The organism is Miniimonas sp. S16 (assembly GCF_057748195.1).
In genome coordinates this window covers 3,516,246-3,542,074 of sequence record NZ_CM173242.1, presented here as the reverse complement: position 1 = coordinate 3,542,074, position 25,829 = coordinate 3,516,246, and the positions used below count along the sequence as shown (strand labels likewise).

Genomic DNA, 25,829 nt, shown 5'->3' with positions numbered 1-25,829 from the left:
GGTCCGCCGCACCACCGCCGGGCTCCGCGGGTCACCCCCGCACGGCACGACGGCGGGCGTCCGGTTCTCCGGACGCCCGCCGTCGTGCGTCGGCGCCCGCCGTCGTGCGTCATCGGGCGTCGTCGGGCTCGTGCGATCGCGGGTCCGGCGGCGCGTCGCCACGTAGGCTGGTGCGGTGCCCAGCCCGACCCCCGCAGCGCCCGTCAGCCCGCCGTCTTCGCCGCCGACGACCTCCTGGCGCGAGCGTCTCACCCCGCGGGTGACGCGTGTCCTCGCGACGGCGAACCTCGTCTGCCAGATCGGCATCATCCTCACCGGGGGGGTCGTCCGGCTCACCGGGTCGGGCCTGGGCTGCTCCACCTGGCCGCAGTGCGAGCCGGGCGAGTTCAGCCCGGTCCTGCACCCCGAGGCCACCTACCACCCGTTCGTCGAGTTCGGGAACCGCACGCTGACCGGTGTGCTCCTCGTGGTCGCCCTGCTGCTGGCGGCCGCCGTGTGGAACGCGCCGGCGCTGCGGACCCGGAGCCGGTCGCTGCGGCTGCTCGCGCTCACGCCGCTGCTCGGCGTGCTGGCCCAGGCGCTCATCGGCGGCATCACGGTCCTGCTGCACCTGCACCCCGGCGTCGTCGGCTTCCACTTCCTCGTCTCCGCCGTCCTGGTCTGGGCGTCCACGGTGCTCGTGGTGCGCCTGCGCGAGGGCGACGACGCCCCGGAGCCGGTGCTCAAGCCGTCGGGCACGAGCGGACGCTGGTTGCGCGCGGTGCCGGCCGTGTTCGCGGTGCTCACGCTCGCCGTCGTGGTCCTCGGCATCCTCACCACGGGTTCGGGCCCGCACTCCGGCGACGACGAGGTCGGTTACCGCTTCGCGCTCGACCCGGTCGTGCTGGCCAAGGCGCACGCCTGGACGGTCTGGCTGTTCGTCGCGGCCCTGGTCGCCACCCTCGTGGTCGTCACCCGCGCCGTCGCCGGCGGGCGCACCGACAACGCCGCCCCGGACCCGGGCTCGGCACTCGACACGGCTCGTGCGCGCGCCCTGCGCCAGTGGTGGGTCCTGCTCGCCGTGACGCTCCTGCAGGGCGCGATCGGGTACGCGCAGTACTTCACCGGGCTTCCGGTCCCGCTGGTCGCGCTGCACCTGCTCGGCTCGGCGCTTCTCGTGTCCGCGACGACCTTCGCGGTGCTCGCGCTCCGCGTGCGGAGCTGACCGTGCCGCACCACGGCGAGGACCCGCGCACCCGGTCGGACCGCCCGTGGGCCGACCCGGCGCGCCCCGTCGAGGAGCGCGTCGCGGCACTGCTGGACGCGATGACCCTGCCCGAGCTCGTCGGCCAGCTGCACCAGCCCGCGAACGTCGACCTCGAGCGCGACGCCGCGCTCCTCGCGGCCGGCGCGATCGGCTCGACGCTGCACGCCAGCGGCGCCACGGCAGGCAACGTGCGCGACGGCGGGGTCAGCCGTGACCGCGTCGACGACCTGCAGCGCGCCGCGATCGAGTCCTCCCGGCTCGGGATCCCGCTGCTGATCGCGCGCGACGTGATCCACGGGCACCGGACGGTGGCGCCGATCCCGCTGGGCCAGGCCGCGACGTTCGACGAGCAGGTGGTGCACGACGTCGCGGCCCGCGCCGCGCTCGAGGCGAGGGCCGACGGGCTGACCTGGACGTTCGCACCGATGCTCGACGTCGTCGACGACCCCCGCTGGGGCCGCGTGGCGGAGTCGTTCGGCGAGTCGCCCCTGCTCACCGCGCGCCTGGGCGCGGCCGCCGTGCGCGGCTTCCAGGCCTCGGGACTGGTGACCGCGTGCGCCAAGCACTACGTCGGGTACGGCCTGTCCCGCGGCGGCCGCGACTACGCCACCGCCGAGGTCGGCGAGATCACCCTGCGCAACCGGCACCTGGTGCCGTTCCGCGCGGCGGTGGACGCGGGGGTGGGCACCGTGATGGCCGCCTTCTGCGACGTCGACGGCGTCCCGATGCACAGCCACCACCACCTCCTGCGTGAGGTGCTCAAGGGCGAGTGGGGCTTCGACGGCGTCGTGGTCGCGGACTGGAACGGCATCGGCGAGCTCGTCGAGCACGGCGTCGCGGCCGATCTGCGGGACGCGGCACGGCTCGCGATCGAGGCCGGCGTCGACGTCGACATGGTCTCGGGCGCCTACGCGGCCCACCTCGCCGCCCTGGTCGAGGGCGGCGAGGTCGACCTCGAGCTCGTCCGCGACGCCGCGCGCCGGGTCCTGCGCCTCAAGGTGCGCCTCGGGCTGCTCGACCCCGACTGCGCCTCGCTCCCGGGCCGCGGCGACCTCGCCGGCAGCCACGGCCTCGGGCTGGATCGCGCCCTCGCCCGCGAGGCGGCGGCGCGCTCGTTCGTCGTGCTCAGGAACGACGGTGTGCTTCCCCTGCGCCCGCGCCCCACCGACACCGTGCTGCTCACCGGCGCCTACACCCGCGAGCGCGCGTCGCTCCTGGGCACGTGGGTGCTCGACGGCGATCCCGAGCAGGTGAGCGCCGTCGCCCCCGCGGTGGTCCGCGCGCTGGGCGAGCTTGCCGAGCTGGCCGAGCTGACGGCGGGAGCCGGGGACGCGGGCGGCGCGGACACCGACGGCGACGCGGTCGGCGTCGTCGCCGAGCCCACCGTGCGTCGCGTGCTGGTCGACGACGGCGCGTTCGCCGACCGCACGCTCCGCCTGGCCCGGGACGCCGACCTCACGGTGGCGTTCGTCGGCGAGCACGCGGCGCGTTCCGGCGAGGACGGCTCGACGAGCGACGTCGGGCTCCCCCCGGGTCAGCTGGAGGTGCTGCGCGGCATCGCGGCGCTCGGGTCTCGGCTGGTCGTCGTCGTGCTGACCGGGCGTCCGCTGGCGCTCGGGGAGGTGCTCGACCTGGCGGACGCCGTCGTGCTCGCCTGGCACCCGGGCACCGAGGCCGGTGAGGCCCTCGCGGACGTGCTGGTGCGCGGGGTGCCCGCGACCGGGCGGCTGCCGATGTCGCTGCCGCGATCGGTGGGACACCTGCCGATCACGCACGCCGAGCGGCCGAGCGGCCGTCCGCTGCCCGACGAGGCGCGGGGACGTGGCCGCTACATCGACGCGCCGAGCAGCGCCGGCGTGCCCTTCGGTGCCGGGGCGTCCGCGTTGGCCTACGGCTCGCTCACCGCGGCGTCGGGCGAGGTGACGCGCGACGGGGAGGCGGTCGTGACGCTCGAGGTCACCAACCGCAGCGACCGCGAGGTACGCGAGCCCGTCCTGCTGTTCCTGCGCGACGAGGTCGCCGAGGTGACCAGGCCGGTCCGCGAGCTCGTGGACGTCCAGGTCGTGACGGAGCCCGCGGGCGCGAGCGTTCCCGTCACCTTCCGCGTGCCCGCGCACGCGTTCGGCTACCACGGTCGCGACCACGCGTTCCGGGTCGACCCCGGGCGGGTGGTGCTCACGGTGGGGTGGCCGCGCGCGGACGCCTCCGCCGTCGTGCTCGACGTCGTCTGACGGCAGGCAGACGTCCGACCGGCTCCGGGAGCGACCACCCGGCGAGCCCGCAGGCCCTAGGGGGCTCGCATGAGGGCCGACCCGGGCGAGGAGCCGGCTCGACCGCCCGAGCCCCGTCGGCACGTGCGGGCCCGCCGCTGGACCGTCACCGCCCTCGCCGCGGTCCTCGCCCTCGTCGGTGCGCTCGTCGCCGCGACCGCGCTGCGGATCGTCGGCGACCTCGTGGAGCGGGGCGACGTCCAGTCGTTCTACGCCCAGCCGACCGACGCGCTGCCGGGTGCCCCCGGGTCGATCGTGAAGAGCGAGACCCTGGTGGGCGTCCCGGTGGATGCGCGGGGCTGGCGCATCATGTACCGGTCGACCGACCTGAACGGCGACCCGGTCGTCGCGACCGGCGTGGTCGTCACCCCCCTCGGGCCTGCTCCCGACGGCGGACGCACCGTGGTCTCGTGGGGCCACCCCACCACCGGTTCCGCACGCGCGTGCGCGCCGTCCCTCTTCGTCGACCCGTACCTGGGCATCGAGGGCATGCGCGTGCTCCTGGACCGCGGCTACACCGTCGTCGCGACGGACTACACCGGCATGGGCACAGACGGACCCGACTCCTACCTCATCGGCGTGACCGAGGGACACAACGTGCTCGACGCGGTCCGGGCCGCGCAGGCGATCCCCGGCGCGGAGGCGAGCTCCGACGTCGTGCTGTGGGGCCACTCCCAGGGCGGGCAGGCGGTGCTGTTCGCGGCCGAGCTCGCGCAGCAGTACGCCCCCGAGCTCGACGTCCGCGCGGTCGCGGCCGCGGCCCCGGCGGCCGACCTGGCGGCGCTCATGCGCACGCACCTCGACGACGTGTCGGGGGTGACGATCGGCTCGTACGCGTTCAGCGCGTTCGCCGAGATCTACGCCGACCGCGGCGCGAACCTCAGCGACGTCCTCACGCCCGAGGCCGTCGCGATCCAGCCTCAGATGAACGCGCTGTGCCTGCTCACACACGTCGAGGAGCTGCACCGGATCGCCGATCCCGTCGTGGGGAGGTTCGTCGTCGCGGACCCGACGACCACCGAGCCGTGGGCCACGCTGCTCGCGGAGAACTCGGCCGGCTCCTCGGCGTTCGCGGCGCCGCTGCTCGTGCTGCAGGGGCTCGACGACGAGGTGGTGCGCCCCTCCGACACCGAGGCCTACGTCGCCCGCGCCCGGTCGCTCCGGATGGACGTCTCCTACCGCACGGTCTCGATCGCCACGCACGGCACGATCGCCTACCTGGGGCTGCCCGACCTCGTGGAGTTCCTCGACCGGGTCGGGGTCTGACGGCGGACCCGTCGACTCAGGCCGGTCGGACGCCGGGCCGCAGCGCGAACGGCGCGTCGACGGGACGCAGCGAGGCGAACCCGTCCCCGGCCGCGCGGGCCGCGGCAAGCAGCCCCATGCACGCGCTCGGGTTGTGCACCCGCCCCGCGAGGACGGCGTCCGCCGCCCCGGCGAGCGGGACCCGATCGATCTCGATCTCCGCCTCCTCGCCCTCGCGCACGAAGTCCGTCGCCTCGGCGTCGTGCAGGTCGCGGGCGAGGAACACGCGCAGCACCTCGTCGGAGGCACCGGGCGTCGTCGCGTAGTCGACGAGCACGTCCCAGCGGTCGGCGGCCAGGTCGGTCTCCTCGGCGAGCTCGCGCTTGGCCGCACCGAGCAGGGTCTCCTCGTCGCCGCCGTCGAGCAGGCCCGCGGGAACCTCCCACAGGTAGGCGCCCACCGGGACCCGGTACTGCCGGATCAGCAGCACGCGATCGTGCTCGTCGAGGGCCACGACGGCGACGGCGCCCGGGTGGTGCACCATCTCGCGCGTCACCACGCCGGCCTCGCCGAGGTCGACGTCCCGGCTCACGACGTCGAACACCCGCCCGGAGAACACGGTGCGCTCGGCGCGCACGGGTCGTGCGACGAGGGCGTCGCCGAACGCCTGCGTCCCGCCGGCGGCCTCGCTCATCGGGCGGGCTCCACCTCGAGCAGGCGCGTCTCCCGCTGACGCGCGAGCGCGGCGTCGACGAGCCCGGCGAAGAGAGGGTGGGCCTTCGTGGGCCGCGACTTGAACTCTGGGTGCGCCTGGGTGGCCACGTAGTAGGGGTGCACCTCGCGGGGCAGCTCGACGAACTCCACGAGCGAGGAGTCCGGAGACGTGCCCGAGATGACCAGGCCGGCCTCCTCCAGGCGCGCGCGGTAGGCGTTGTTGACCTCGTAGCGGTGCCGGTGCCGCTCGGTGACGCGCTCGGTCCCGTACGCCTGCGCGGCGACCGACCCGCTCACGAGCACGGCCGGGTAGGAGCCCAGCCGCATCGTGCCGCCCAGGTCGCCCTCGCCGCCGACGAACGCCAGCTGCTCGGCCATCGTCGCGACCACGGGGTCCGGGGTGTCGGGGTGGAACTCCGAGGAGGAGGCCTGCGCGAGGCCCAGCTGCGTGCGCGCGTACTCGATCACCATGCACTGCAGACCGAGGCAGATGCCGAGGGTCGGCACCTGGTGCGTGCGGGCCCACGTCAGGGCGCCGAGCTTGCCCTCGATGCCGCGCACGCCGAAGCCACCGGGCACGAGCACGGCGTCGGCGCCCTCGAGCGCGCGGCGCGCACCCTCGGGGGTCTCGCACGTGTCGGACTCGACCCAGCGGATGCGGACCTTGGCGTCGTGCGCGAAGCCGCCGGCGCGCAGCGCCTCGGTCACCGACAGGTAGGCGTCCGGCAGCCCGACGTACTTGCCCACGAGCGCCACCTCGACGTCGTGCGCGGGGTGGTGCACGCGCTCGAGCACGGTGCCCCAGTTCGTCCAGTCCACGTCCCGGAACGGCAGGCCGAGGCGGCGCACCACGTAGGCGTCCAGGCCCTCGGAGTGCAGCACCTTGGGGATGTCGTAGATGCTCGGCGCGTCGATCGCGTTGACGACCGCGTCGGCGTCGACGTCGCACATCGCGGCGATCTTCCCCTTGACGCCCTCGGGCAGCGGGCGGTCGGAGCGGCACACGATCGCGTCGGGCTGGATGCCGATGCTGCGCAGCGCGGCCACGGAGTGCTGCGTCGGCTTGGTCTTGAGCTCCTTGCTCGGCCCGATGTACGGCACGAGCGAGACGTGCAGGAAGAACACGTGGTCGCGGCCGACGTCCTGGCGCACCTGGCGCGCCGCCTCGAGGAACGGCTGCGACTCGATGTCGCCGACCGTGCCGCCGATCTCGGTGATGATGACGTCCGGGGCGTCGTCGTCGAGGGCGCGTGCACGCATCCGCGCCTTGATCTCGTCGGTGATGTGCGGGATGACCTGGACGGTGTCGCCGAGGTACTCCCCGCGACGCTCCTTCGCGATCACCGTGGAGTAGACCTGGCCGGTCGTGACGTTCGCGTCCTTGTCGAGGTCGACGTCGAGGAAGCGCTCGTAGTGGCCGATGTCGAGGTCCGTCTCGCCACCGTCCTCGGTGACGAACACCTCGCCGTGCTGGAACGGGTTCATCGTTCCCGGGTCCACGTTGAGGTAGGGGTCGAGCTTCTGCATGGTCACGCGCAGTCCGCGGGCCCGCAGGAGCTGGCCGAGGGAGGAGGCACTGAGGCCCTTGCCGAGGGAGGAGACGACACCCCCCGTGACGAAGATGTGCTTCGTGACGCCGTGAGAAGCGCCTGCGGTCAGGGTCCTTCGCGAGTGTTCCACCACGGAGTTCCACCCTAACAGGTCTCCTGGGCACCTCCCGTGAGCGCCGCGTACCGCGCGCGCCACGCGGCCGTGACGTCGGCCGAGGTCGGCAGCTGCGTGAACCGCTCGCGGGCGAGCGCGCCCAGCTCGAGGCGCCGCGCGCCGTCGTGCACGAGATGGGCGACGGCGGCCGCCAGCGCCGCGTCGTCGCCGACCGGCACGAGCAGGCCGCACCCCGTGACGAGCTCGGGCAGGCCGCCGACGTCGGTCGCGACGACGGGCAGTCCGGCGGCGAGGGCCTCCTGCACGACGAGCGCGCGGGCCTCCCACCGGCTCGGCACGACGAGCAGGTCGACCGCGGCCATGAACGTCGCGACGTCGTCGCGAGCGCCCACCAGGTGCACCGGGAGCCCCGCCGTGCGGGCGGCGAGGTCGGCGCGGACGGACTCCTCGCCGTCGCCCACGACGATCCAGCGCAGGGCGGGCTCGCTCGCGAGCCGCCGCGCGGCGGCCGCGAGCACCGGCAGGTCCTTCTGCGGCGCCATCCGCGACACGGTGAGCGCCCAGACCTCCCCGTCGCCGGCCGACGACAGCCCCAGCACGTGCGCGACGGCGGCCCGCGCCTCCTGCCTCGTCCCGCGCCACGAGCCGGCCGCGGGCGCGGCGACGGGCGCGAGCTCGGCGCGCGCAGCACCGAGCTCACGCGCACGCTCGACGAGGTCCTGGGACGCGCCGGTCACCATGCTCGCCCGGCGCACCTGGAGCCGCTCGCCGAGCCCGGCCGCGACGCCGCCGACACCGCCCGTGGGCGCCGTGTTGTGCCAGCTCACGACGACGGGCACGGCGCCGCCGACCGCGGCCAGCACCGCGGCGAGCCCGGCCTGGTGGCCGTGGGCGTGCACCACGTCGGCGGTGGCCACGAGCGATCGCAGGCGCCGCATCGCCTGGTCCGCCTCGACCGGCCGCGACCACTGCGGCCACGCGCGCACCGCGGCGTCGGCGAAGCCGAACCGCTGCGCCGTGTCCGGGGGCGCCACGACCTCCACGCGCTCACCGGCGCCGGTCAGCCCGGCGACGAGGTCACGCACGTGGACGCCGATGCCGCCGGCCGCGTGGCCGACGACCTGCAGGATGCGCATCAGGACTCACCTGTCTCGATCGAGGTTGGTTGAGCGGGTCCAGCGGGCTCAGGGTTCCCGTCGGGCTGGGTCGTGTCGGCGGCGCCGGGCCGCCGCCGCGCGGTCCGCAGCGCCGTCATCGTGCTGCGGTCGCCCACGAGCACTCCCCCGGCGGTGATCGCCGCCGCGAGTCCGCCGCCGAGCAGCCCGAGCAGCACCGCGACGACGACGCCGCCGGCCGGGGCGAGACCCGCGACGGCGAGCCCGGCTCCTGCACCCACCACGCCGCCGGCCACGGCCACGGTCGCGGTGCGGGCGAGTCCGGTGAGCGCGTGCGGCCCGACGACGCCGCGGACGGCCACCGCCAGCACGGCCGCGCCGATCAGGGTGCCGACGCTGGAGGCCGCGCCGAGCGCGCGCAGCACGGCCGTCGCGTCCCCGCCGTCGGGCACGGTGGTCGCGACGAGCAGCCAGGCCGTGCCCGCGACCGCGACCCAGCCGACGCTCGTCCCCACCAGCGCGTGCCGCGCGTGCTCGGTCGCGAACAGCACGCGGCTGAGGTGGTACATGAGCGCGAGCCCGAGGACGCTCGGGGCTCCGGCCACGACAGCCTGCGCCATCCCGTCCACGCTGCCGCCGCGCGCGACCGCCGCGAAGACGTCCTGCACCCGCCACGCGGCCGCGACGAGGGCCGCGGCCCCTGCGACGGACACGAGCACGAGGACGCGGGTGGACCGTGCCGTGTCCCGCGCGAGCTCGTCCCCACGTCCGGTCGCGGCGTGCTGCGCGAGGCGCGGGAACATCGCGGTCGCGAGCGGGATCGCGAGCACCGCGTACGGCAGCAGCACCACCGCCGTCGCGTACTGGTTGACGTTGAGCGCGCCCGCGCCGCCCCAGGCGTTCGCCAGCCGCACGGTGACCACGACGCTGACCTGCTGCGCGAGCAGCCCGCCCGCTCCCGCGAGGGCGAGCGCGCGGGCGCGGCGCGCGACGCCGGGCGGGAAGTGCAGCGTCGGGCGCAGGCGCACGCCGGCGCGGTGCACCGGCACCAGCAGCGGCAGGCTGAGCGCCACCACCCCCGCCGTGGTGCCCCAGCCGAGCCACGCGACGGCGGCGCCCGAGAGCTGGCCGGGCTCGGTCCCCGCGGGCACGAGCCGCCCGACCACGTAGTAGGACGCGATGACCACGACGCTCGACAGGAACGGTGCCAGCGCCGGCCCGACGAACCGGCGGTGCGCCTGGAGCACCCCGGAGAGCACGACGCCGACGCCGTACAGCGGGATCTGCCACGCGAAGATCCGCAGCAGCGTCGCCGCGAGCTCCCGCTGGTCCGCCGGCGCACCCGAGGACAGCAGCGCCTGGACCACCCACGGCGCCGCGAGCCAGGTGAACGCCCCGACCGGGACGAGCACGAGCAGCGCCCAGCTCAGCAGGGCCGAGGAGACCCGGTCGACGTCGGCGCGCAGGTGCCGGGCCAGCGCACCGGCCAGCAGCGGGACGACGGTGCCGGCGAGGGCTCCGCCCGCGGCGACCTCGTAGAGGACGTTCGGAACGGTGTTCGCGGTCGCGTACGCGCTGCCGACCGCGTTGGGGCCGACCCAGGCGTTGAGCGCGAACCAGCGCGCGAAGCCGGTCACGCGTGCGAGCAGCGTGAGCGCGGTGATGACGGCGGCCGCGCCGGCGACGCCGGACGTCAGCCGAGCCAGCCGCCCGGTGCTCACGACCGCCCCGTCCGACTCAGGCGCCCAGCCGGCCCACGCCGTCGAGCGCGCGCAGGGCCGGGGTGCGCTCGATGACGGCGGAGAAGCTCACCTTCTCGCTCGCGAGCGTGCCCGCGACGACGACGGCGAGCGCGCCCAGGCGCACGGCCGGGAGCGGGTGCGCGGCCAGCGCAACGCCGAGGGCGGCGCCGAGCGCGTTCGCACCGGTGTCGCCGAGCATCGTGGTCTCCGCGAGGTCGCTCGGCAGCGCACCGCCCGCGGCGCCCGCCACGCCGGCCGCGACGGCGGAGCCCGGACCGCCCACGACGGCGAGCGGCGCCGCGACGATCGCGGTCACCTTGAGCGCGCGGCCGGGTCGCAGGTCGAGCAGGTTGACGAGGTTCGCGGTGCCGGCCACGAGCGCGCCGCTGGTCACGGCGTCGAGCAGCCCGGTCCCGGCGAGGCGACCACGGCCCGCGGCGAGGATCGCGCCGGCGGCGAGGCCCGCCGTCGTGATGCCCGCGAGCTTGGCCGCTCCGGTGGTCAGGCGACCCTCGCGCAGCGCGCGCAGGTGTCCGCGCAGGCCCTTGGTGGCGCGGTCCTCGGGCGCCTCGCCGAGGTCGTCCCAGGCCCCGAGCGCCGCGGCCGGGAGCACCGCGACGACGCCCGCCGTCGCGTCCCGCCCGCCGGCGCTCAGGGTGCCCGCGAGCGTGCCGACCGCCGCGGCCACGCCGCCGCCGAGACTCACGGTGCGGCCGCGGAAGTTGGTGCGCTCGAGCTGGGGCCGCGGCTCACGCCGCAGCTCCGCGAGGCCGCCCTGCACCCAGGCCGCGCCGTTGACGGCCGCGATGATCCGCCTCATGCGGCGTCCGCCAGGACGAGGCCGCGGCGCGCGGCGTCGCCGTGCCCGGCGGTGGCCGCCTGGTCGGTGAGTGCCTGGTCCGTCGCCGCCTGGTCCGTCGCCGCCTGGTCCGTGCCGGCGTCGTCGGCGTTCTCCGAGCCCTCCGGGGCGCCCTCGTCCGCACCCTCCGTGGTGGAGGCGTCGGTGGCGCCGTCCGTGGCGCCGTCGGTCGCGCCGTCGGTCGCGCCGTCGGTGGCGCCCGAGCCGTCCCCGCCGGAGGTCCCGCGCACCGGCGCGGTGAGCGTGACCGACGGCGGCGCGACCGACGTCGCGCCCGTGCCGAAGCCGTAGTCGCCGTCCTCCTCGCCCGCGGCCACCGCGGCCAGTGCGAGCGGCACCGTGAGCTGACCGACCAGCGTGTCGAGGCCGTCGACGGTGGTGACGCCGCCGGCGGACCGGACGGCGGGCACGATGTCGTCGGGCAGCGTGGCATAGCCGGCCACCACGGCGTCGGCGTAGGAGCCGAGCGGCGCCAGCGCGCCGCCCCACCCCGTGCTCATCGCGGTGATCTCGGGGTCCGGCGTCGCGTCGGCGGGCTGCTGCACCGCCTGCGGGGTCAGCACGAGGACGAGGTCGGCGGTGCCTGCCTCCGGCGCGGTCGCGAGCGGCTCCGACCCCCCGGTCAGGCGCGCGAGGACGTCCTTCGCGGCCTGCGACGGCGAGCTCGGGTCGAGCGCGTCCGCGTCCGTGAGGGCGACGGCGAGGGCCGCCGCGAGCACGTGGGCGTCGTCGGCGTCGGTGTCGACGGGCGCGACGGCGCTCACCTCGTCCCGCACGGCCCCGGCGACCTGGGAGCGCACCGCGGTCTGGCTCGGGTCCGCCCAGAGCGAGGTCAGCTCGACGCGGGCGGTCACGCTTGCGCCCGCCTGGCCCAGCCGCTCCGTGACGGTCTCGACGCTCGCCTGCGGCACGTCCGGGAGCAGCACGAGCGCCACCCGGTAGGACGGCAGCCGCTCGGCGAGCAGGTCCGGGGCGGACGCGGCGAGGAAGGCCTCGTCGTCGGCGAGCTGACCCTGCGCCTCGTCGAGCTGGACGCGCAGCGCGTCCTTCTCCGAGCGCAGCTGCTCCACCTGGCCGGTGAGCTGGTCGGAGATGGTGTCGCGCAGCGGCCCGGCACCGAGCACGATCCCGACGGCGAGCGCGAGGAAGACCGAGATGAGCGACACGAGGTGGTAGCGGAAGTCGACCACGCCTCAGCCTCCAGAGAACAGGGATCGGACGAGGGACGTGAAGTCGTCCCAGCGGGCCAGGAGGATCTCCAGGCCGGCCTGGCCCGCAGGGGTCACCGCGAGGGCGACGGTGAGGGCCGCGAGGCCGGCCAGGACGAGCAGCACGAGCTGCCACGTCGAGATCGAGGGCCGGTAGAGCCGCGAGACGCCCTTGGCGTCCACGAGCTTGCCGCCGACCCGGAGCCGGGTGAGGAACGTGCTCGCCATGCCGTTGCGGCCCTTGTCGAGGAACTCGATGAGGGTGGCGTGCGTGCCGATCGCGACGATGATCTCGGCGCCCATGTCGTCCGCGAGGAGCATCGCGACGTCCTCGCTCGTACCGGTCGCCGGGAACACGACGTGCGGTGCGCCGAGCCGCTCCACCCGCGCCTGGCCGGGGGCGCGCCCGTCCCGGTAGGCGTGCACCACGATCTCCGCACCGCACGTCAGCGCCTTGTCCGACACGGAGTCCATGTCGCCCACGATGAGGTCCGGGGTCCAGCCGGCCTCGAGGATCGCGTCCGCACCGCCGTCGACGCCCACGAGGACGGGCCGGCTCTGCCGGATCCACGACCGCAGCATCGCGAGGTCTTCCTTGTAGTGGTACCCGCGCACCACGATGAGCACCCCGCGGCCCTCGATCGGCGTGCTGACCTTCGGAACGCCGATGCCGTCGAGCAGCAGGTCGCGCTCCTTGACCATGTAGTCGAGCGTGTTCGCCGCGAACGCCTCGAGCTGGTCCGAGAGACCCTCACGGGCGGCCGCCATCGCGGTCTCCACCGTCTGCTCGTCCTGGCGCACCCCCTGCGCCACCAGCTTGGTGCCGTGGCGCACCTCACCGTCGTGGATCGTGAGCCGCGTGCCGTCCTTGACCGCCATCACGTCCGGTCCGAGGCCGTCGACGAGCACCACACCGGCGTCGACGAGGATCTGCGGGCCGAGGTTCGGGTAGCGCCCGGAGGTCGAGGCGGCCGCGTTGAGCACGGCCGCGGGACGGCAGGCCACGAGCGCCTCGGCGGAGACGCGGTCGATGTCCTGGTGGTCGATGACGGCGACGTCGCCCTCCGCCAGGCGCTTCGTGAGGGACTTGGTGCGTCGGTCCACGCGTGCCGGTCCGGCGACCACGTCCTCGGCGACGGGTTCGCGGCGTACGGAGAGTCTCATGGCGTCGCCCATCGTCCCACGTCCGAGCGTGCGAGCAGGTCGGCGGCGTGCTGACGTGCCGTGGCGCTCGTCTCTCCCGACAGCATCCGGGCCAGCTCCTCGGTGCGCTCCTCGCCGGCCACGACCCGCACGGTCGTCACGGCGCCGTCGGCCGCGGCCGGGTCCTTCGCGACGACGACCTGGCGGTCGGCGTACGCCGCCACCTGCGCGAGGTGGGTGACCACGAGCACCTGCGCCGTCCGGGCCAGCCGCGCGAGACGAGCGCCGACCTGTGCGGCCGTGCGGCCCCCGATGCCGGCGTCGACCTCGTCGAAGACGAACGTGGCGCCGTCGGCCGTCCCGCGGTGCTCGGCGAGCGCGACCTCGAGCGCGAGCATCACCCGGGAGAGCTCGCCGCCGGAGGCACCCTGGCCCAGGGGCCGCGGGGGTGCGCCGCGGTGCGGGGCGAGCAGGATCGTCACCGCGTCGGCGCCGGTGGCGCCGGGGTCGGCTGGCTCGACGGCGACAGACACCTCGGCGTCGGGCATCGCGAGCCCGTGCAGCTCCTCGGTCACGGCGCCGGCGAGCGCGACGCCCGCGGCGCGACGTGCGGCCGTGAGCCGCGCGTTCACCTCCGCGCGCTCCCGCTCGGCCTCCTGCAGCGCGGCGCCGAGGGCGTCGAGGTCGTGGCCGGGTCCGGTGAGGGCGGCGAGCCGGGCCCGCGCGCCCTCGGCCCAGGCGAGCACGGCATCGCTGCTGCCCGGCGGCGGGTCGTCGGGGTGCGGGTCGCCGAACGCCGTGCCGTAGCTGCGGGCGAGCTGGGCGAGCTGCGCGCGGCGCGCGTGCACGGCGTCCAGCCGCGCGGGGTCGGCCTCGAGGCCGCCTACGTACCGGCCGACCTCGGCGTCGAGCTCGGCCGCGGCGTAGGCGGCGTCCAGAACCTGGGTACCGAGGAGGGCGAGCGTCCCGTCGTGCTCACCAGCCCGCTGCAGCGCGCGGGCGGCGCGTTCGAGGAGCACGACGGCGCCGTCCGCCCCCTCGCTCGGATCCCCGCCCAGCGCGGTGGCCGCGTCGTGCGCGGCGAGCCGGAGCGTCTCGACGTTGTCGAGCCGGCTCGCCTCCGACCGCAGCTCCTCGTCCTCGCCGGGCAGGATCTCGGCGGCGTCGATCTCCTCGAGCGCGCTGCGCAGCGTCGCGATCTCCAGGGTGCGGGTCCGCTCGCCGGCACGTGCGTCCTGCACCGCCGCGGCGAGCTCGCGCACGCGGGCGTGCGCGGCGCGCACCTGGGCGAGCAGCTCGGGCTGGTCCGGTCCCGCGAAGGCGTCGACCACCTCGCGCTGCCGGCTCGGCGAGCGCAGCTGCACCTGGTCGGACTGACCGTGCACGGTGACGAGGTGCTCGGCCAGCTCGGCGAGCACGCCCTGCGGCACGCTGCGACCGCCCAGGTGGGCGCGCGACCGGCCGCCCGACACCGTCCGGGCCAGGATGAGCGCGCCGTCGTCCAGCTCGCCACCGGCGTCGGCGGTGCGCTCCACCACGGCCTGCGGCAACTTGACGAACCGACCTTCGACCTCGGCGCGCTCGGCGCCGGCGCGCACGAGGGCGGCGTCGGAGCGCCCGCCCAGCAGCAGACCGAGCGCGGTGAGCAGCATCGTCTTGCCCGCCCCGGTCTCGCCCGTCACGGCGGTGAACCCGGCGGTCGGCTCGAGGCGCGCGCTCGCGATCACGCCGAGGTCGCGAATCGCGATCTCCTCGATCACGGCCGGCTCCCGCGCCAGCCGACCACGGGGAGGGCGAACTTGCGCACCAGGCGCGAGGTGAACGGGCCCGGGCGCAGGCGGGCGAGCGCGACCGGCTCGGCGCCGCGGCGCACCTCGACCCGGCTGCCCGGGGAGACGGGCACGGTGCGCCGACCGTCGCACCACATGGTGGCCCACGTCCCGGTCCGCTCGAGGAGCTCGACCTCCAGCACGCTGTCCGGCCCGACGACGAGCGGCCGGGCGAACAGCGCGTGCGCGCTCAGCGGGACGAGCAGCAGCGCCTCGACGTCGGGCCAGACCACCGGCCCACCCGCGGAGAACGCGTAGGCGGTCGAGCCCGTGGGCGTCGCGAGCACGATCCCGTCGCACCCGAAGGTCTCCAGGCCACGCCCGTCGACCCCGATGGCGAGCTCGATCATGCGCTCGGGGCGGTCCTTCTCGACCGACGCCTCGTTGATGGCCCACGTCCGGTGCTCCGTGCCGTCCGCGGTGCGCACGAGGACGTCGACCGTCATCCGGTGCTCCACCGTGTAGTCGCGGCGGGCGATCTGCGCGACCGCGTCGCCGATCTCGGACTCGTCCAGCTCCGCGAGGAACCCGACGTGCCCGAGGTTGATACCCACGACCGGGACGCCGGTCCCCCGGACGAGCTCGACGGCCCGCAGGATCGTGCCGTCCCCGCCGAGCACGACGGCGACCTCGACCCCCTCGGGCAGGACGACGGCGCCGTCGGGCCCGGTGTCGAGGTCCTCCTCGCGCAGCGCGCTGAGGCCGTGCTCGACGAGCTGTCCCTCGAGCTCCGCCCGCGCGGCGAGTGCGCGCTCGTGGGTGTGGGACACGACGAGGACCCGGCGCGGTGAAGACATCACGACCCCCATTCTGCGACCACGAGCTCCCCGGCCGCGGCACCGAGCGCCAGGCGACGGTGCTCGGCGTCGGCCTCGAGCGGCACGCCGGCCTCGTCCCGGCGCAGCCAGACCACGATCTCGTGGTTGCCGTGCGTGCCGGCGAGCGGGCTCGGCAACGCGGCCAGGGCGCGCAGGCCCTCGGCCGAGCTGGCGGCGAGCACGCGCTCCACGGCGTCGGCGCGCGCCGCCTCGTCCGTCACGACCCCGCCGCTGCCGAGCCGGTCGCGGCCGACCTCGAACTGGGGCTTGACCAGCAGCAGCGCGTCCGCGGTGGGCGCGAGCGCCGCCGCGAGCGGAGCGAGCACGAGGGTGAGCGAGATGAAGGAGAGGTCCGCGACGAGCACGTCGGGCGCGGGCGCCACGAGGGCGGGGTCGAGCGTACGGACGTTGGTGTGCTCGAGCACGCTCACGTCGGGCCGGCCACGCAGCCGGGCGTCCAGCTGCCCCGAGCCGACGTCGACGGCCACCACGTGCGCCGCTCCGCGCCGGAGCGCCACCTGCGTGAAGCCCCCGGTCGACGCGCCCGCGTCGAGCACGCGGCGACCCGCGAGCACCGGCGCCCCGCACGGCGCCTCGGCGAGCCGGTCGAGCGCGCCGGCCAGCTTGTGGGCGGCGCGCGAGACGTAGTCCTCCCCCGCCTCGACCGTGATCGGCGTCGAGGGGTCGACCCGGGCGGAGGCTCGCTCGGCGACGCGTCCGGCGACGTGCACCCGGCGCTCGGCGACGAGCCGTTGCGCCATCGAGCGCGAGGCGGCGAGCCCGCGCTCGGTGAGCTCGACGTCGAGCCGCGCCATCAGCGCTCCGCGTCGTCGAGCAGCTCGACGAGGGAGCGGTGGACCTCCTCGAACACGGCGACGTGCTCGCGCACCGGTCGTTCCTCGAGCGACTCCGGGGTGGGGACGAGCTCGGCGACGTCGGCGCGCTGCGTCAGGTCCGCGTCGTCCAGATCGAGGGCGTCGCCGCCGTCCGACTCGAGCGCGTCACCGCCGGGGTCGAGAGCGCGCGGCGGCCTGGGTCGGGAGAGCCAGTCCCCCGGCCTCGGCCGCTCGACCTCGCCGGGCTCGGTCATGGCGCCGGCGTCACCGTGGCGGGCACCGCCGCGAGCGCGGACCGCTCGACCGGCGTCCCGGCGTCGGCGGCCGCCCACACCGCGACGCACAGCGCACGCAGCTCGTCGAGCGTCAGGTCGGCGAGTCGTTCGCCCGGCACGAGCGTGCCCTCGCGCACGACACCCCAGGCGTCACCAACCGCGATGGCGCGGGCGTCGCCGCAGCGGTACCCCTCGCCGTCGCGCACGACGGCGGGGTGCACCTCGAGCAGGCCACGCAGGTCCGTGGCGAGGTACGCCGGGCGCTCGTGCGCTCCGGCCACGAGCAGGTCCGGGACCTGACTGACGCCCGTGAGGACGTGCAGTCCGGGAATCCCGGCGGCGCGGGCGCCGGCGAGGTCGGTGTCCAGCCGGTCGCCGACGGCGATCGGCCGGGTCGCCCGCACGAGATCGGCCGCCTCGTGGAAGATGCCGGCCTCCGGCTTGCCCGAGCTGGTCGGGCGGACACCGGTGGCGTTGACGACGGCGGCGACGAGCGAGCCGTTGCCCACGGCCATCCCGCGCTCGGTCGGCAGGGTCGCGTCGAGGTTCGTCGCCACGTAGCGCGCACCGGCGGCGACGGCGTACGCCGCCTCGGTCAGCTCGGCCCAGCCGACCTGCGGTCCGAAGCCCTGCGCGACGGCGTCGGGCCTCTCCTGCGCGGACGTGACCACGCGGAACCCCGCCGAGCCGACGGCCTCGTGCAGGCCGGGGCCGCCGACGCAGAGCACCGTCGCGCCCGCGGGCAGCGTCTTGCGCAGCATCGCTGCGGCGGCGAGCGACGCCGTCATGACGTGCGCGGGATCGGTCGGGATGCCGAGCGAGGTGAGCTGGTCCGCGACGACCGACGGCGGGCGTGCCGCGTTGTTCGTGACGTAGACGGGCGAGGCGCCCGCCGCGGCGACCGCGGCGATCGCGCCAGCCGCATGCTCGACGGCGAGCGCGCCGCGGTACACGACGCCGTCCAGGTCGAGCAGAACCGCGTCGTGCGCCCGGACGAGGGGGATCTCGCTCGAGGCGAGCGTGGACTCGACCATCAGAACAGTCGCCCTTCCTCGTCCTCCGTGACCGGGCCCTCGGCGGAGACGTCCGCCGACTCGGGCACGTCCTCGGTGGCCTGGGCCTCGACGGGGTCGGGATCGTCCGTCCCGGGGGCCACGGAGATGTCGACGTCGTCCGGGACATCCTCCGACTCCTCGTCCACCTCCAGCACCTCCACCGGAGCGTCAGCGAGGTCGGACGCGGAGTCGGCGCTGTGGAGCTCGTCGTCCGCGTCGGTCGTGTCATCGGGCTCGCCGGCGCTGTCGTCCGCCTCATCGGGCTCGCCCGCGACGCCGCTGGCGTCGTCGGGCTCGTCGGCCGACACGGCCACGGGCTCGAAGACCTCGTCGGACTCGTCCTCCGACGCGTCGACGTCGTCGATCTGGTCGCCGTCCGCGTCCTCCGACTCGTCGAGGTCGAACACCTCGACGTCCTCGTCGACCTCGATCACGCCGACGTCCTCGGTCGCTGCGGCCACGGCGTCGGCCTCGTCCGCACGACCGAGCGCGCGCAGCGCCGGCTCCTTCGCCGCCTCGACCCGTGCGGCGAGCTCACCGAAGCGGGCGGGCACCGTCAGCTCGTCGAGCAGCAGCAGCGCGACCTCGGCCTCGCCCATGTCGATCCGGGCCCCCGCCTCCACGATCGTCAGCTCGATGGACTCCGCCGTGGTGACCTTGCCCGCGGCCTCACGGACGATGGCGATCGCCCGCTCGGGGCGTCCGAGGCCACGCTCGGCGTCCGCCTCGAGGGCCCGATGCCCGTCGACCCCGCTGAGGCGACGAGCCGTGCGGATCTCGCGCAGCGTCTCGGCGTAGCGACCGGTGGCATAGGCCGTCAGCGCCATCGCCTCGCGCACGACGTCGATTCGCGCCGCGCGCCGACCCGCGGCCTGGGCGTGCTCGTACGCAAGCTCGGGGTCGACGTCGAGCAGGCGCCCAGCCATCACGAGGTGCAGGCCGACGCGCTCGGCGTTCTCCTTCGTCAGCCCGCGCAGGGAGCGTCGCACCTCGCGGTCGAGCATCGAGAACTCGATCTCTTCCGGGAGGAAGGGCTCCTGCGGGCGCTCCGCGCGCCGGTCCTGACCGGGACGCACCGCGCGTTCGCCCGAGCGCGCGAACGAGGACCGTGCGCTCGATCCGCTGGGGCGCTCACCACGCGGCTGATAGGGGCGGCGCTCGCCATCGCCCGAGCCGCGGGACTGGTATGGGCGACGGTCGCCGTCGCGCTTCTCGTACGGGGGACGCCGGTCGCCGTCACGCTCACCACGGGACTGGTACGGCCGACGCTCACCGTCACGCTTCTCGTGCGGGGGACGCCGGTCACCGTCGCGCTCACCGCGCGGCTGGAAGGGGCGGCGCTCGCCATCGCCCGAGCCGCGGGACTGGTTCGGGCGCCGATCGCCGTCGCGCTTCTCGTACGGGGGACGCCGGTCGCCGTCACGCTCACCACGGGACTGGTACGGCCGACGCTCACCGTCACGCTTCTCGTGCGGGGGACGCCGGTCACCGTCACGCTCACCGCGGGACTGGTACGGCCGACGCTCGCCGTCGCGCTTCTCGTACGCGGGACGCCGGTCACCGTCACGCTCACCGCGCGGCTGATAGGGACGACGCTCGCCATCGCCCGAGCCGCGGGACTGATTCGTGCGACGGTCGCCGTCGCGCTCACCACGCGGCTGATAGGGACGACGCTCACCATCCCCCGAGCCGCGGGACTGATTCGTGCGACGGTCGCCGTCGCGCTCACCACGCGGCTGATAGGGACGACGCTCACCATCCCCCGAGCCGCGGGACTGATTCGTGCGACGGTCGCCGTCGCGCTTCTCGTACGGAGGGCGGCGGTCGCTGTCGCGCTTCTCGTAGGGACGACCTCCACCGCGAGCTCCGGAGGGACCACGGTCGCCCGGTCCGCGTGACGACGGCCGCTGACCACCGCCACGTGCCCCACCCGAGGGGTTCGATCGCCGGCGGTCCTGCTCGTCGCTCACGAAACTGTGCTCCTGTCCCGGTCACGACCGGCTCGGTACGCCCGTCGACCGGACACCTGCACGACGATACTGCGGCGCGTGCGGGTGCGGTACGGGTGGGGATGTGTTGAAGCCCCCGGTCACTGGTGTGGCCGGGGGCTTCAACGAATGGGTGTTCGGCGGTGTCCTACTCTCCCACCCCGTCTCCGGGGCAGTACCATCGGCGCTGAGGGGCTTAGCTTCCGGGTTCGGAATGGGTCCGGGCGTTTCCCGCCTCGCTATGGCCGCCGTAACTCGTGTGAACTTGTCAACACACGCTGCCCCACATTTTGGGTGTGTGTTGGTGGTTCGGGAACCGCACAGTGGACGCGCACAAAATTTGTGTCTTTGTTGTTGTGGTGAAGTGGTCGGCTTATTAGTACCGGTCAGCTGCACAGGTCTTTCGTCCCTGCTTCCACTTCCGGCCTATCACCCAGTGGTCTACTGGGAGCCTCTCCACCCTCAAGGGGTGATGGAAACCTGATCTCGAAGCAGGCTTCCCGCTTAGATGCTTTCAGCGGTTATCCCTTCCCAACGTAGCTAACCAGCAGTGCTCCTGGCGGAACAACTGGCACACCAGAGGTTGGTCCGTCCCGGTCCTCTCGTACTAAGGACAGCCCTTCTCAAGTTTCCTGCGCGCGCAGCGGATAGGGACCGAACTGTCTCACGACGTTCTAAACCCAGCTCGCGTGCCGCTTTAATGGGCGAACAGCCCAACCCTTGGGACCGACTCCAGCCCCAGGATGCGACGAGCCGACATCGAGGTGCCAAACCATGCCGTCGATATGGACTCTTGGGCAAGATCAGCCTGTTATCCCCGGGGTACCTTTTATCCGATGAGCGACGGCGCTTCCACAAGCCACCGCCGGATCACTAGTCCCGACTTTCGTCCCTGTTCGACCTGTCGGTCTCACAGTCAAGCTCCCTTGTGCACTTACACTCGACACCTGATTGCCAACCAGGCTGAGGGAACCTTTGGGCGCCTCCGTTACATTTTGGGAGGCAACCGCCCCAGTTAAACTACCCACCAGGCACTGTCCCTGGTCCGGATCACGGACCGAAGTTAGATGTCCAAAGCGACCAGAGTGGTATTTCAAGGACGACTCCACCCCTACTGGCGTAAGGGCTTCACAGTCTCCCACCTATCCTACACAAGCCGCTCCGAACACCAATACCAAGCTATAGTAAAGGTCCCGGGGTCTTTCCGTCCTGCTGCGCGTAACGAGCATCTTTACTCGTAGTGCAATTTCGCCGAGTTCGCGGTTGAGACAGCGGAGAAGTCGTTACGCCATTCGTGCAGGTCGGAACTTACCCGACAAGGAATTTCGCTACCTTAGGATGGTTATAGTTACCACCGCCGTTTACTGGGGCTTAAATTCTGAGCTTCGCGCATGTGCGCTGACCCGTCCTCTTAACCTTCCAGCACCGGGCAGGCGTCAGTCCGTATACATCGTCTTGCGACTTCGCACGGACCTGTGTTTTTAGTAAACAGTCGCTTCTCCCTGGTCTCTGCGGCCCTTGCCCGCTCACCCCAGCTGGTGGGGATCACGGTCCGGGCCCCCCTTCTCCCGAAGTTACGGGGGCATTTTGCCGAGTTCCTTAACCACGATTCTCTCGAACGCCTTGGTATTCTCTACCTGACCACCTGAGTCGGTTTAGGGTACGGGCGGCTAGTCCCTCGCGTCGAGGCTTTTCTTGGCACCATAGGATCACCATATTCCCGCGTTCGCGGTCACCATCACCTCTCAGCCACGTGACAGGCGGATTTGCCTACCTGTCGGCCTACGGGCTTGGAAGGAGTCAACCATCGCTCCAACTGGCTACCTTCATGCGTCACCCCTGTTAACACGCTTACCTACTACCAGTGTCGGTCCCACGCACCCACACCCCGGTGCCACCCGAAGGTGACGATGAGGTACGGGTAGATGGTTAGTACCACCGATTCGGTATGGGCGGTCCTTCGCCGGTACGGGAATATCAACCCGTTGTCCATCGACTACGCCTGTCGGCCTCGCCTTAGGTCCCGACTTACCCAGGGCGGATTAACCTGGCCCTGGAACCCTTGGTCATTCGGCGGACGGGTTTCTCACCCGTCTTTCGCTACTCATGCCTGCATTCTCACTCGTGTAGGCTCCACCACTGGATCACTCCGCAGCTTCACTGCCCACACGACGCTCCCCTACCCATGCACGCCCCTGGACCACGAAGGCCTGGATCAATGCGTGCATGCCACAGCTTCGGCGGTGTGCTTGAGCCCCGCTACATTGTCGGCGCGGAATCACTTGACCAGTGAGCTATTACGCACTCTTTCAAGGGTGGCTGCTTCTAAGCCAACCTCCTGGTTGTCTGGGCAACTCCACATCCTTTCCCACTTAGCACACGCTTAGGGGCCTTAGCTGGTGGTCTGGGCTGTTTCCCTCTCGACTACGAAGCTTATCCCCCGCAGTCTCACTGCTGCGCTTGGCTTACCGGCATTCGGAGTTTGGCTGACGTCAGTAACCTGGTAGGGCCCATCGGCCATCCAGTAGCTCTACCTCCGGCAAGGAACACGCAACGCTGCACCTATATGCATTTCGGGGAGAACCAGCTATCACGAAGTTTGATTGGCCTTTCACCCCTACCCACAGGTCATCCCCCAGGTTTTCAACCCTGGTGGGTTCGGTCCTCCACACGGTCTTACCCGCGCTTCAACCTGCCCATGGGTAGATCACTTCGCTTCGGGTCTAGAGCACGCGACTGTATCGCCCTGTTCGGACTCGCTTTCGCTACGGCTTCCCCACACGGGTTAACCTCGCCACGCACCACTAACTCGCAGGCTCATTCTTCAAAAGGCACGCCGTCACCCCAACCAAGGAGGCTCCGACGGATTGTAGGCAAACGGTTTCAGGTACTATTTCACTCCCCTCCCGGGGTACTTTTCACCTTTCCCTCACGGTACTTGTCCGCTATCGGTCATCAGGTAGTATTTAGGCTTAGCAAGTGGTCTTGCCAGATTCACACGGGATTTCACGGGCCCCGTGCTACTCGGGAACACTTCCAGGAGGCCATGCCGTTTCGTCTACGGGGGTCTCACCCTCTACGCCCACCCATTCAAGAGTGCTCGACTACGACACGACTTTCTCACTCCTCCTCCACTGCGGCAGCATGGATAGGAAGGTCCCACAACCCCGCATACGCAACCCCTGCCGGGTATCACACGCACACGGTTTAGCCTGATCCGCTTTCGCTCGCCACTACTCACGGAATATCTCTTCCTGCCGGTACTGAGATGTTTCACTTCCCGGCGTTCCCTCCACACACCCTATATATTCAGGTGCGGGTCGCACGACATGACTCGTACGGGGTTTCCCCATTCGGACACCCTCGGATCACAGCTCGTTTGCCAACTCCCCGAGGCTTATCGCAGGCTACCACGTCCTTCTTCGGCTCCTGATGCCAAGGCATCCACCGTTTGCCCTTAAACACTTGACCACAAAAGATCAAAGATGCTCGCGTCCACTGTGCAGTTCTCAAACAACCAACCCCACCCACCACCCCCCACCACACCCCACAGGGCGAAGCAGCAGGCAGCAGAGGCAACCAGACACAACAACCAGCACAAGACCAGTGTGTTGTCTCAGGACCCAACAGTGTGCGTGACCGTGACGTTCCACCCAAAAACGAAGCACCAGGCACCCCACCCCCACCACAACGATGAAGGCTTCGACCCACACACCCCACCACCCCCACCCCCACCAACAGGCAGGAGAACAGGGACCAGTACGGGGCGTGAACAATGCTCCTTAGAAAGGAGGTGATCCAGCCGCACCTTCCGGTACGGCTACCTTGTTACGACTTAGTCCTAATCGCCGATCCCACCTTCGACAGCTCCCCCCACAAGGGTTGGGCCACTGGCTTCGGGTGTTACCGACTTTCATGACTTGACGGGCGGTGTGTACAAGGCCCGAGAACGTATTCACCGCAGCAATGCTGATCTGCGATTACTAGCGACTCCGACTTCATGGGGTCGAGTTGCAGACCCCAATCCGAACTGAGACCGGCTTTATGGGATTCGCTCCACCTCACAGTATCGCAACCCTTTGTACCGGCCATTGTAGCATGCGTGAAGCCCAAGACATAAGGGGCATGATGATTTGACGTCATCCCCACCTTCCTCCGAGTTGACCCCGGCAGTCTCCTATGAGTCCCCACCATCACGTGCTGGCAACATAGGACGAGGGTTGCGCTCGTTGCGGGACTTAACCCAACATCTCACGACACGAGCTGACGACAACCATGCACCACCTGTGCACGAGTGTCCAAAGAGACCACCATCTCTGGTGGCTTCCCGTGCATGTCAAGCCTTGGTAAGGTTCTTCGCGTTGCATCGAATTAATCCGCATGCTCCGCCGCTTGTGCGGGCCCCCGTCAATTCCTTTGAGTTTTAGCCTTGCGGCCGTACTCCCCAGGCGGGGCACTTAATGCGTTTGCTACGGCGCGGAACCCGTGGAATGGACCCCACACCTAGTGCCCAACGTTTACGGCATGGACTACCAGGGTATCTAATCCTGTTCGCTCCCCATGCTTTCGCTCCTCAGCGTCAGTTACGGCCCAGAGACCCGCCTTCGCCACCGGTGTTCCTCCTGATATCTGCGCATTCCACCGCTACACCAGGAATTCCAGTCTCCCCTACCGCACTCTAGTCTGCCCGTACCCACTGCACGCCCCAGGTTGAGCCTGAGGATTTCACAGCAGACGCGACAAACCGCCTACGAGCTCTTTACGCCCAATAATTCCGGACAACGCTTGCGCCCTACGTATTACCGCGGCTGCTGGCACGTAGTTAGCCGGCGCTTCTTCTGCAGGTACCGTCACCGCGAGCGGCTTCTTCCCTGCTGAAAGAGGTTTACAACCCGAAGGCCGTCATCCCTCACGCGGCGTCGCTGCATCAGGCTTTCGCCCATTGTGCAATATTCCCCACTGCTGCCTCCCGTAGGAGTCTGGGCCGTGTCTCAGTCCCAGTGTGGCCGGTCACCCTCTCAGGCCGGCTACCCGTCAAAGCCTTGGTAGGCCATCACCCCACCAACAAGCTGATAGGCCGCGAGCCCATCCCAGACCAGAAACCCTTTACAACCCCCACCATGCAGCAGGAGATGGATATCCAGTATTAGCCCCGGTTTCCCGGAGTTATCCCAGAGTCTGGGGCAGGTTACTCACGTGTTACTCACCCGTTCGCCACTAATCAAACCAGCAAGCTGGTCATCATCGTTCGACTTGCATGTGTAAAGCACGCCGCCAGCGTTCGTCCTGAGCCAGGATCAAACTCTCCGTCAAAAACAAACCCCACCACCACACCCACACCCCAAAGAGCACAAGCAGACAGCAGAGTATGAACCATACGAAGAAAACCCTGACCCACCCACCCCCAGCCCATCAGAAACGAGGAACCAACAAACCAGGAAGTGAGAAGATCAAACAAAACACCACAACCACCACACCCAACCCCACCCCCAAAGGAGACAAGACCAGAACATGGAAGCCATGGCAATGGCATCACAATCACAAACACACTGTTGAGTTCTCAAACAACACACCACACCAGCCACACCAACCCACCAGGGCCAGCACCACCGGGGCAACCTCTCCAACTTACACCGGCCAGTTCGTGACTGTCAAATCGTCATTCGCTGATCTGTGTGAGTGGTGGATCTCCGTCCGGCTCGAGGCCGTCAGTTCCGATCCTGGCTGCAGCTCTCGAGTCCGGCTTTCGCTCGACCTCTCGGCGCAACGGGATGAAAACTTACGCGGTGATTCGCGCTCCCGCAAATCGAGTGAATCTCGG

Annotated in this window: 17 protein-coding genes and 3 rRNA genes; 4 read left to right on the top strand and 16 right to left on the bottom strand. The window is 71.7% G+C overall.

The window, feature by feature from the left end:
* Positions 1–175: 175 nt before the first annotated feature.
* From AC3AQ1_RS15605 to AC3AQ1_RS15595, 3 genes are all read left to right on the top strand, one after another.
* Positions 176–1,204 (top strand): COX15/CtaA family protein, encoded by a 1,029-nt coding sequence (locus AC3AQ1_RS15605; protein WP_108719737.1) that lies wholly within the window; start codon positions 176–178, stop codon positions 1,202–1,204.
* Between the two features lie 2 nt (positions 1,205–1,206).
* The gene (locus AC3AQ1_RS15600; RefSeq protein ID WP_108719736.1) at positions 1,207–3,477 is read left to right on the top strand and encodes a glycoside hydrolase family 3 N-terminal domain-containing protein; all 2,271 of its coding nucleotides are present in this window, start codon (positions 1,207–1,209) and stop codon (positions 3,475–3,477) included.
* A gap of 69 nt (positions 3,478–3,546) precedes the next feature.
* The gene (locus tag AC3AQ1_RS15595) at positions 3,547–4,782 is read left to right on the top strand and encodes an alpha/beta hydrolase (protein ID WP_108719735.1); all 1,236 of its coding nucleotides are present in this window, start codon (positions 3,547–3,549) and stop codon (positions 4,780–4,782) included.
* A 16-nt stretch (positions 4,783–4,798) separates the two neighbouring features.
* Here AC3AQ1_RS15595 and AC3AQ1_RS15590 read toward each other — a convergent pair whose 3' ends face one another.
* Genes AC3AQ1_RS15590 through AC3AQ1_RS15530 form a run of 13 tightly spaced genes read right to left on the bottom strand, consistent with a single transcriptional unit; the run spans position 4,799 to position 19,096 of the window.
* Complete coding sequence (locus AC3AQ1_RS15590) at positions 4,799–5,455, bottom strand: NUDIX domain-containing protein (protein WP_108719734.1); 657 nt, start codon at positions 5,453–5,455, stop codon at positions 4,799–4,801.
* The gene (gene pyrG / locus AC3AQ1_RS15585; RefSeq protein ID WP_234417993.1) at positions 5,452–7,155 is read right to left on the bottom strand and encodes a CTP synthase; all 1,704 of its coding nucleotides are present in this window, start codon (positions 7,153–7,155) and stop codon (positions 5,452–5,454) included. The genes AC3AQ1_RS15590 and pyrG overlap by 4 nt, the downstream gene beginning before the upstream one ends.
* Positions 7,156–7,169: 14 nt before the next feature.
* Positions 7,170–8,276 carry a glycosyltransferase family 4 protein gene (locus tag AC3AQ1_RS15580; RefSeq protein WP_108719733.1) on the bottom strand — a complete coding sequence of 369 codons (1,107 nt, stop codon included), beginning with the start codon at positions 8,274–8,276 and terminating at the stop codon, positions 7,170–7,172.
* Entirely contained in the window at positions 8,276–9,976 is a 1,701-nt protein-coding gene (gene murJ, locus AC3AQ1_RS15575; RefSeq protein ID WP_108719732.1) for a murein biosynthesis integral membrane protein MurJ, read from the bottom strand. The genes AC3AQ1_RS15580 and murJ overlap by 1 nt, the downstream gene beginning before the upstream one ends.
* 16 nt (positions 9,977–9,992) lie before the next feature.
* Positions 9,993–10,817: a hypothetical protein gene (locus AC3AQ1_RS15570; protein WP_108719731.1), complete on the bottom strand. Its 825-nt coding sequence runs from the start codon at positions 10,815–10,817 to the stop codon at positions 9,993–9,995.
* Entirely contained in the window at positions 10,814–12,046 is a 1,233-nt protein-coding gene (locus tag AC3AQ1_RS15565) for a copper transporter (RefSeq protein WP_199916485.1), read from the bottom strand. Before AC3AQ1_RS15565 ends, AC3AQ1_RS15570 begins: the two co-directional genes overlap by 4 nt.
* Before the next feature lie 3 nt (positions 12,047–12,049).
* Positions 12,050–13,228 (bottom strand): putative cytokinetic ring protein SteA, encoded by a 1,179-nt coding sequence (steA, locus tag AC3AQ1_RS15560; protein ID WP_108720294.1) that lies wholly within the window; start codon positions 13,226–13,228, stop codon positions 12,050–12,052.
* Positions 13,225–14,967, bottom strand: a complete 1,743-nt coding sequence (gene recN, locus AC3AQ1_RS15555) for a DNA repair protein RecN (RefSeq protein ID WP_108719730.1) — start codon at positions 14,965–14,967, stop codon at positions 13,225–13,227. The genes steA and recN overlap by 4 nt, the downstream gene beginning before the upstream one ends.
* Positions 14,964–15,833, bottom strand: coding sequence for an NAD kinase (locus AC3AQ1_RS15550; protein WP_108720293.1), 870 nt, complete (start codon positions 15,831–15,833; stop codon positions 14,964–14,966). The genes recN and AC3AQ1_RS15550 overlap by 4 nt, the downstream gene beginning before the upstream one ends.
* Entirely contained in the window at positions 15,833–16,669 is an 837-nt protein-coding gene (locus AC3AQ1_RS15545; RefSeq protein WP_108719729.1) for a TlyA family RNA methyltransferase, read from the bottom strand. The genes AC3AQ1_RS15550 and AC3AQ1_RS15545 overlap by 1 nt, the downstream gene beginning before the upstream one ends.
* On the bottom strand, positions 16,669–16,944 hold the full coding sequence (locus tag AC3AQ1_RS15540; RefSeq protein WP_108719728.1) for a hypothetical protein: 276 nt from the start codon (positions 16,942–16,944) through the stop codon (positions 16,669–16,671). The genes AC3AQ1_RS15545 and AC3AQ1_RS15540 overlap by 1 nt, the downstream gene beginning before the upstream one ends.
* Positions 16,941–17,999 carry an HAD-IIA family hydrolase gene (locus AC3AQ1_RS15535; RefSeq protein ID WP_108719727.1) on the bottom strand — a complete coding sequence of 353 codons (1,059 nt, stop codon included), beginning with the start codon at positions 17,997–17,999 and terminating at the stop codon, positions 16,941–16,943. Before AC3AQ1_RS15535 ends, AC3AQ1_RS15540 begins: the two co-directional genes overlap by 4 nt.
* The gene (locus tag AC3AQ1_RS15530; RefSeq protein WP_108719726.1) at positions 17,999–19,096 is read right to left on the bottom strand and encodes a hypothetical protein; all 1,098 of its coding nucleotides are present in this window, start codon (positions 19,094–19,096) and stop codon (positions 17,999–18,001) included. Before AC3AQ1_RS15530 ends, AC3AQ1_RS15535 begins: the two co-directional genes overlap by 1 nt.
* Positions 19,097–19,306: 210 nt before the next feature.
* Between AC3AQ1_RS15530 and AC3AQ1_RS15525 the strand changes: the two genes are divergently transcribed.
* Positions 19,307–19,918 (top strand): hypothetical protein, encoded by a 612-nt coding sequence (locus AC3AQ1_RS15525; protein ID WP_108719725.1) that lies wholly within the window; start codon positions 19,307–19,309, stop codon positions 19,916–19,918.
* Between the two features lie 225 nt (positions 19,919–20,143).
* On the opposite strand, the gene rrf is transcribed toward AC3AQ1_RS15525, so the two are convergent.
* The 3 genes from rrf to AC3AQ1_RS15510 all read right to left on the bottom strand — a co-directional run bounded on the left by rrf (position 20,144) and on the right by AC3AQ1_RS15510 (position 25,321).
* Positions 20,144–20,261 (bottom strand): 5S ribosomal RNA (rrf, locus tag AC3AQ1_RS15520).
* Between the two features lie 103 nt (positions 20,262–20,364).
* Positions 20,365–23,479, bottom strand: a 23S ribosomal RNA gene (locus AC3AQ1_RS15515).
* Positions 23,480–23,794: 315 nt separating this feature from the next.
* A 16S ribosomal RNA gene (locus AC3AQ1_RS15510) occupies positions 23,795–25,321 on the bottom strand.
* Together the 16S, 23S and 5S rRNA genes form the textbook arrangement of a ribosomal RNA operon.
* Positions 25,322–25,829 lie beyond the last annotated feature (508 nt).

Bases quoted from the DNA above. Each gene is read 5' to 3' on its own strand.
- AC3AQ1_RS15550 (WP_108720293.1), bottom strand. From the start codon at position 15,833: ATGTCTTCACCGCGCCGGGTCCTCGTCGTGTCCCACACCCACGAGCGC.
- steA (WP_108720294.1), bottom strand. From the start codon at position 13,228: ATGAGACTCTCCGTACGCCGCGAACCCGTCGCCGAGGACGTGGTCGCC.
- AC3AQ1_RS15545 (WP_108719729.1), bottom strand. From the start codon at position 16,669: ATGGCGCGGCTCGACGTCGAGCTCACCGAGCGCGGGCTCGCCGCCTCG.
- AC3AQ1_RS15590 (WP_108719734.1), bottom strand. From the start codon at position 5,455: ATGAGCGAGGCCGCCGGCGGGACGCAGGCGTTCGGCGACGCCCTCGTC.
- AC3AQ1_RS15580 (WP_108719733.1), bottom strand. From the start codon at position 8,276: ATGCGCATCCTGCAGGTCGTCGGCCACGCGGCCGGCGGCATCGGCGTC.
- AC3AQ1_RS15595 (WP_108719735.1), top strand. From the start codon at position 3,547: ATGAGGGCCGACCCGGGCGAGGAGCCGGCTCGACCGCCCGAGCCCCGT.
- AC3AQ1_RS15540 (WP_108719728.1), bottom strand. From the start codon at position 16,944: ATGACCGAGCCCGGCGAGGTCGAGCGGCCGAGGCCGGGGGACTGGCTC.
- AC3AQ1_RS15570 (WP_108719731.1), bottom strand. From the start codon at position 10,817: ATGAGGCGGATCATCGCGGCCGTCAACGGCGCGGCCTGGGTGCAGGGC.
- AC3AQ1_RS15535 (WP_108719727.1), bottom strand. From the start codon at position 17,999: ATGGTCGAGTCCACGCTCGCCTCGAGCGAGATCCCCCTCGTCCGGGCG.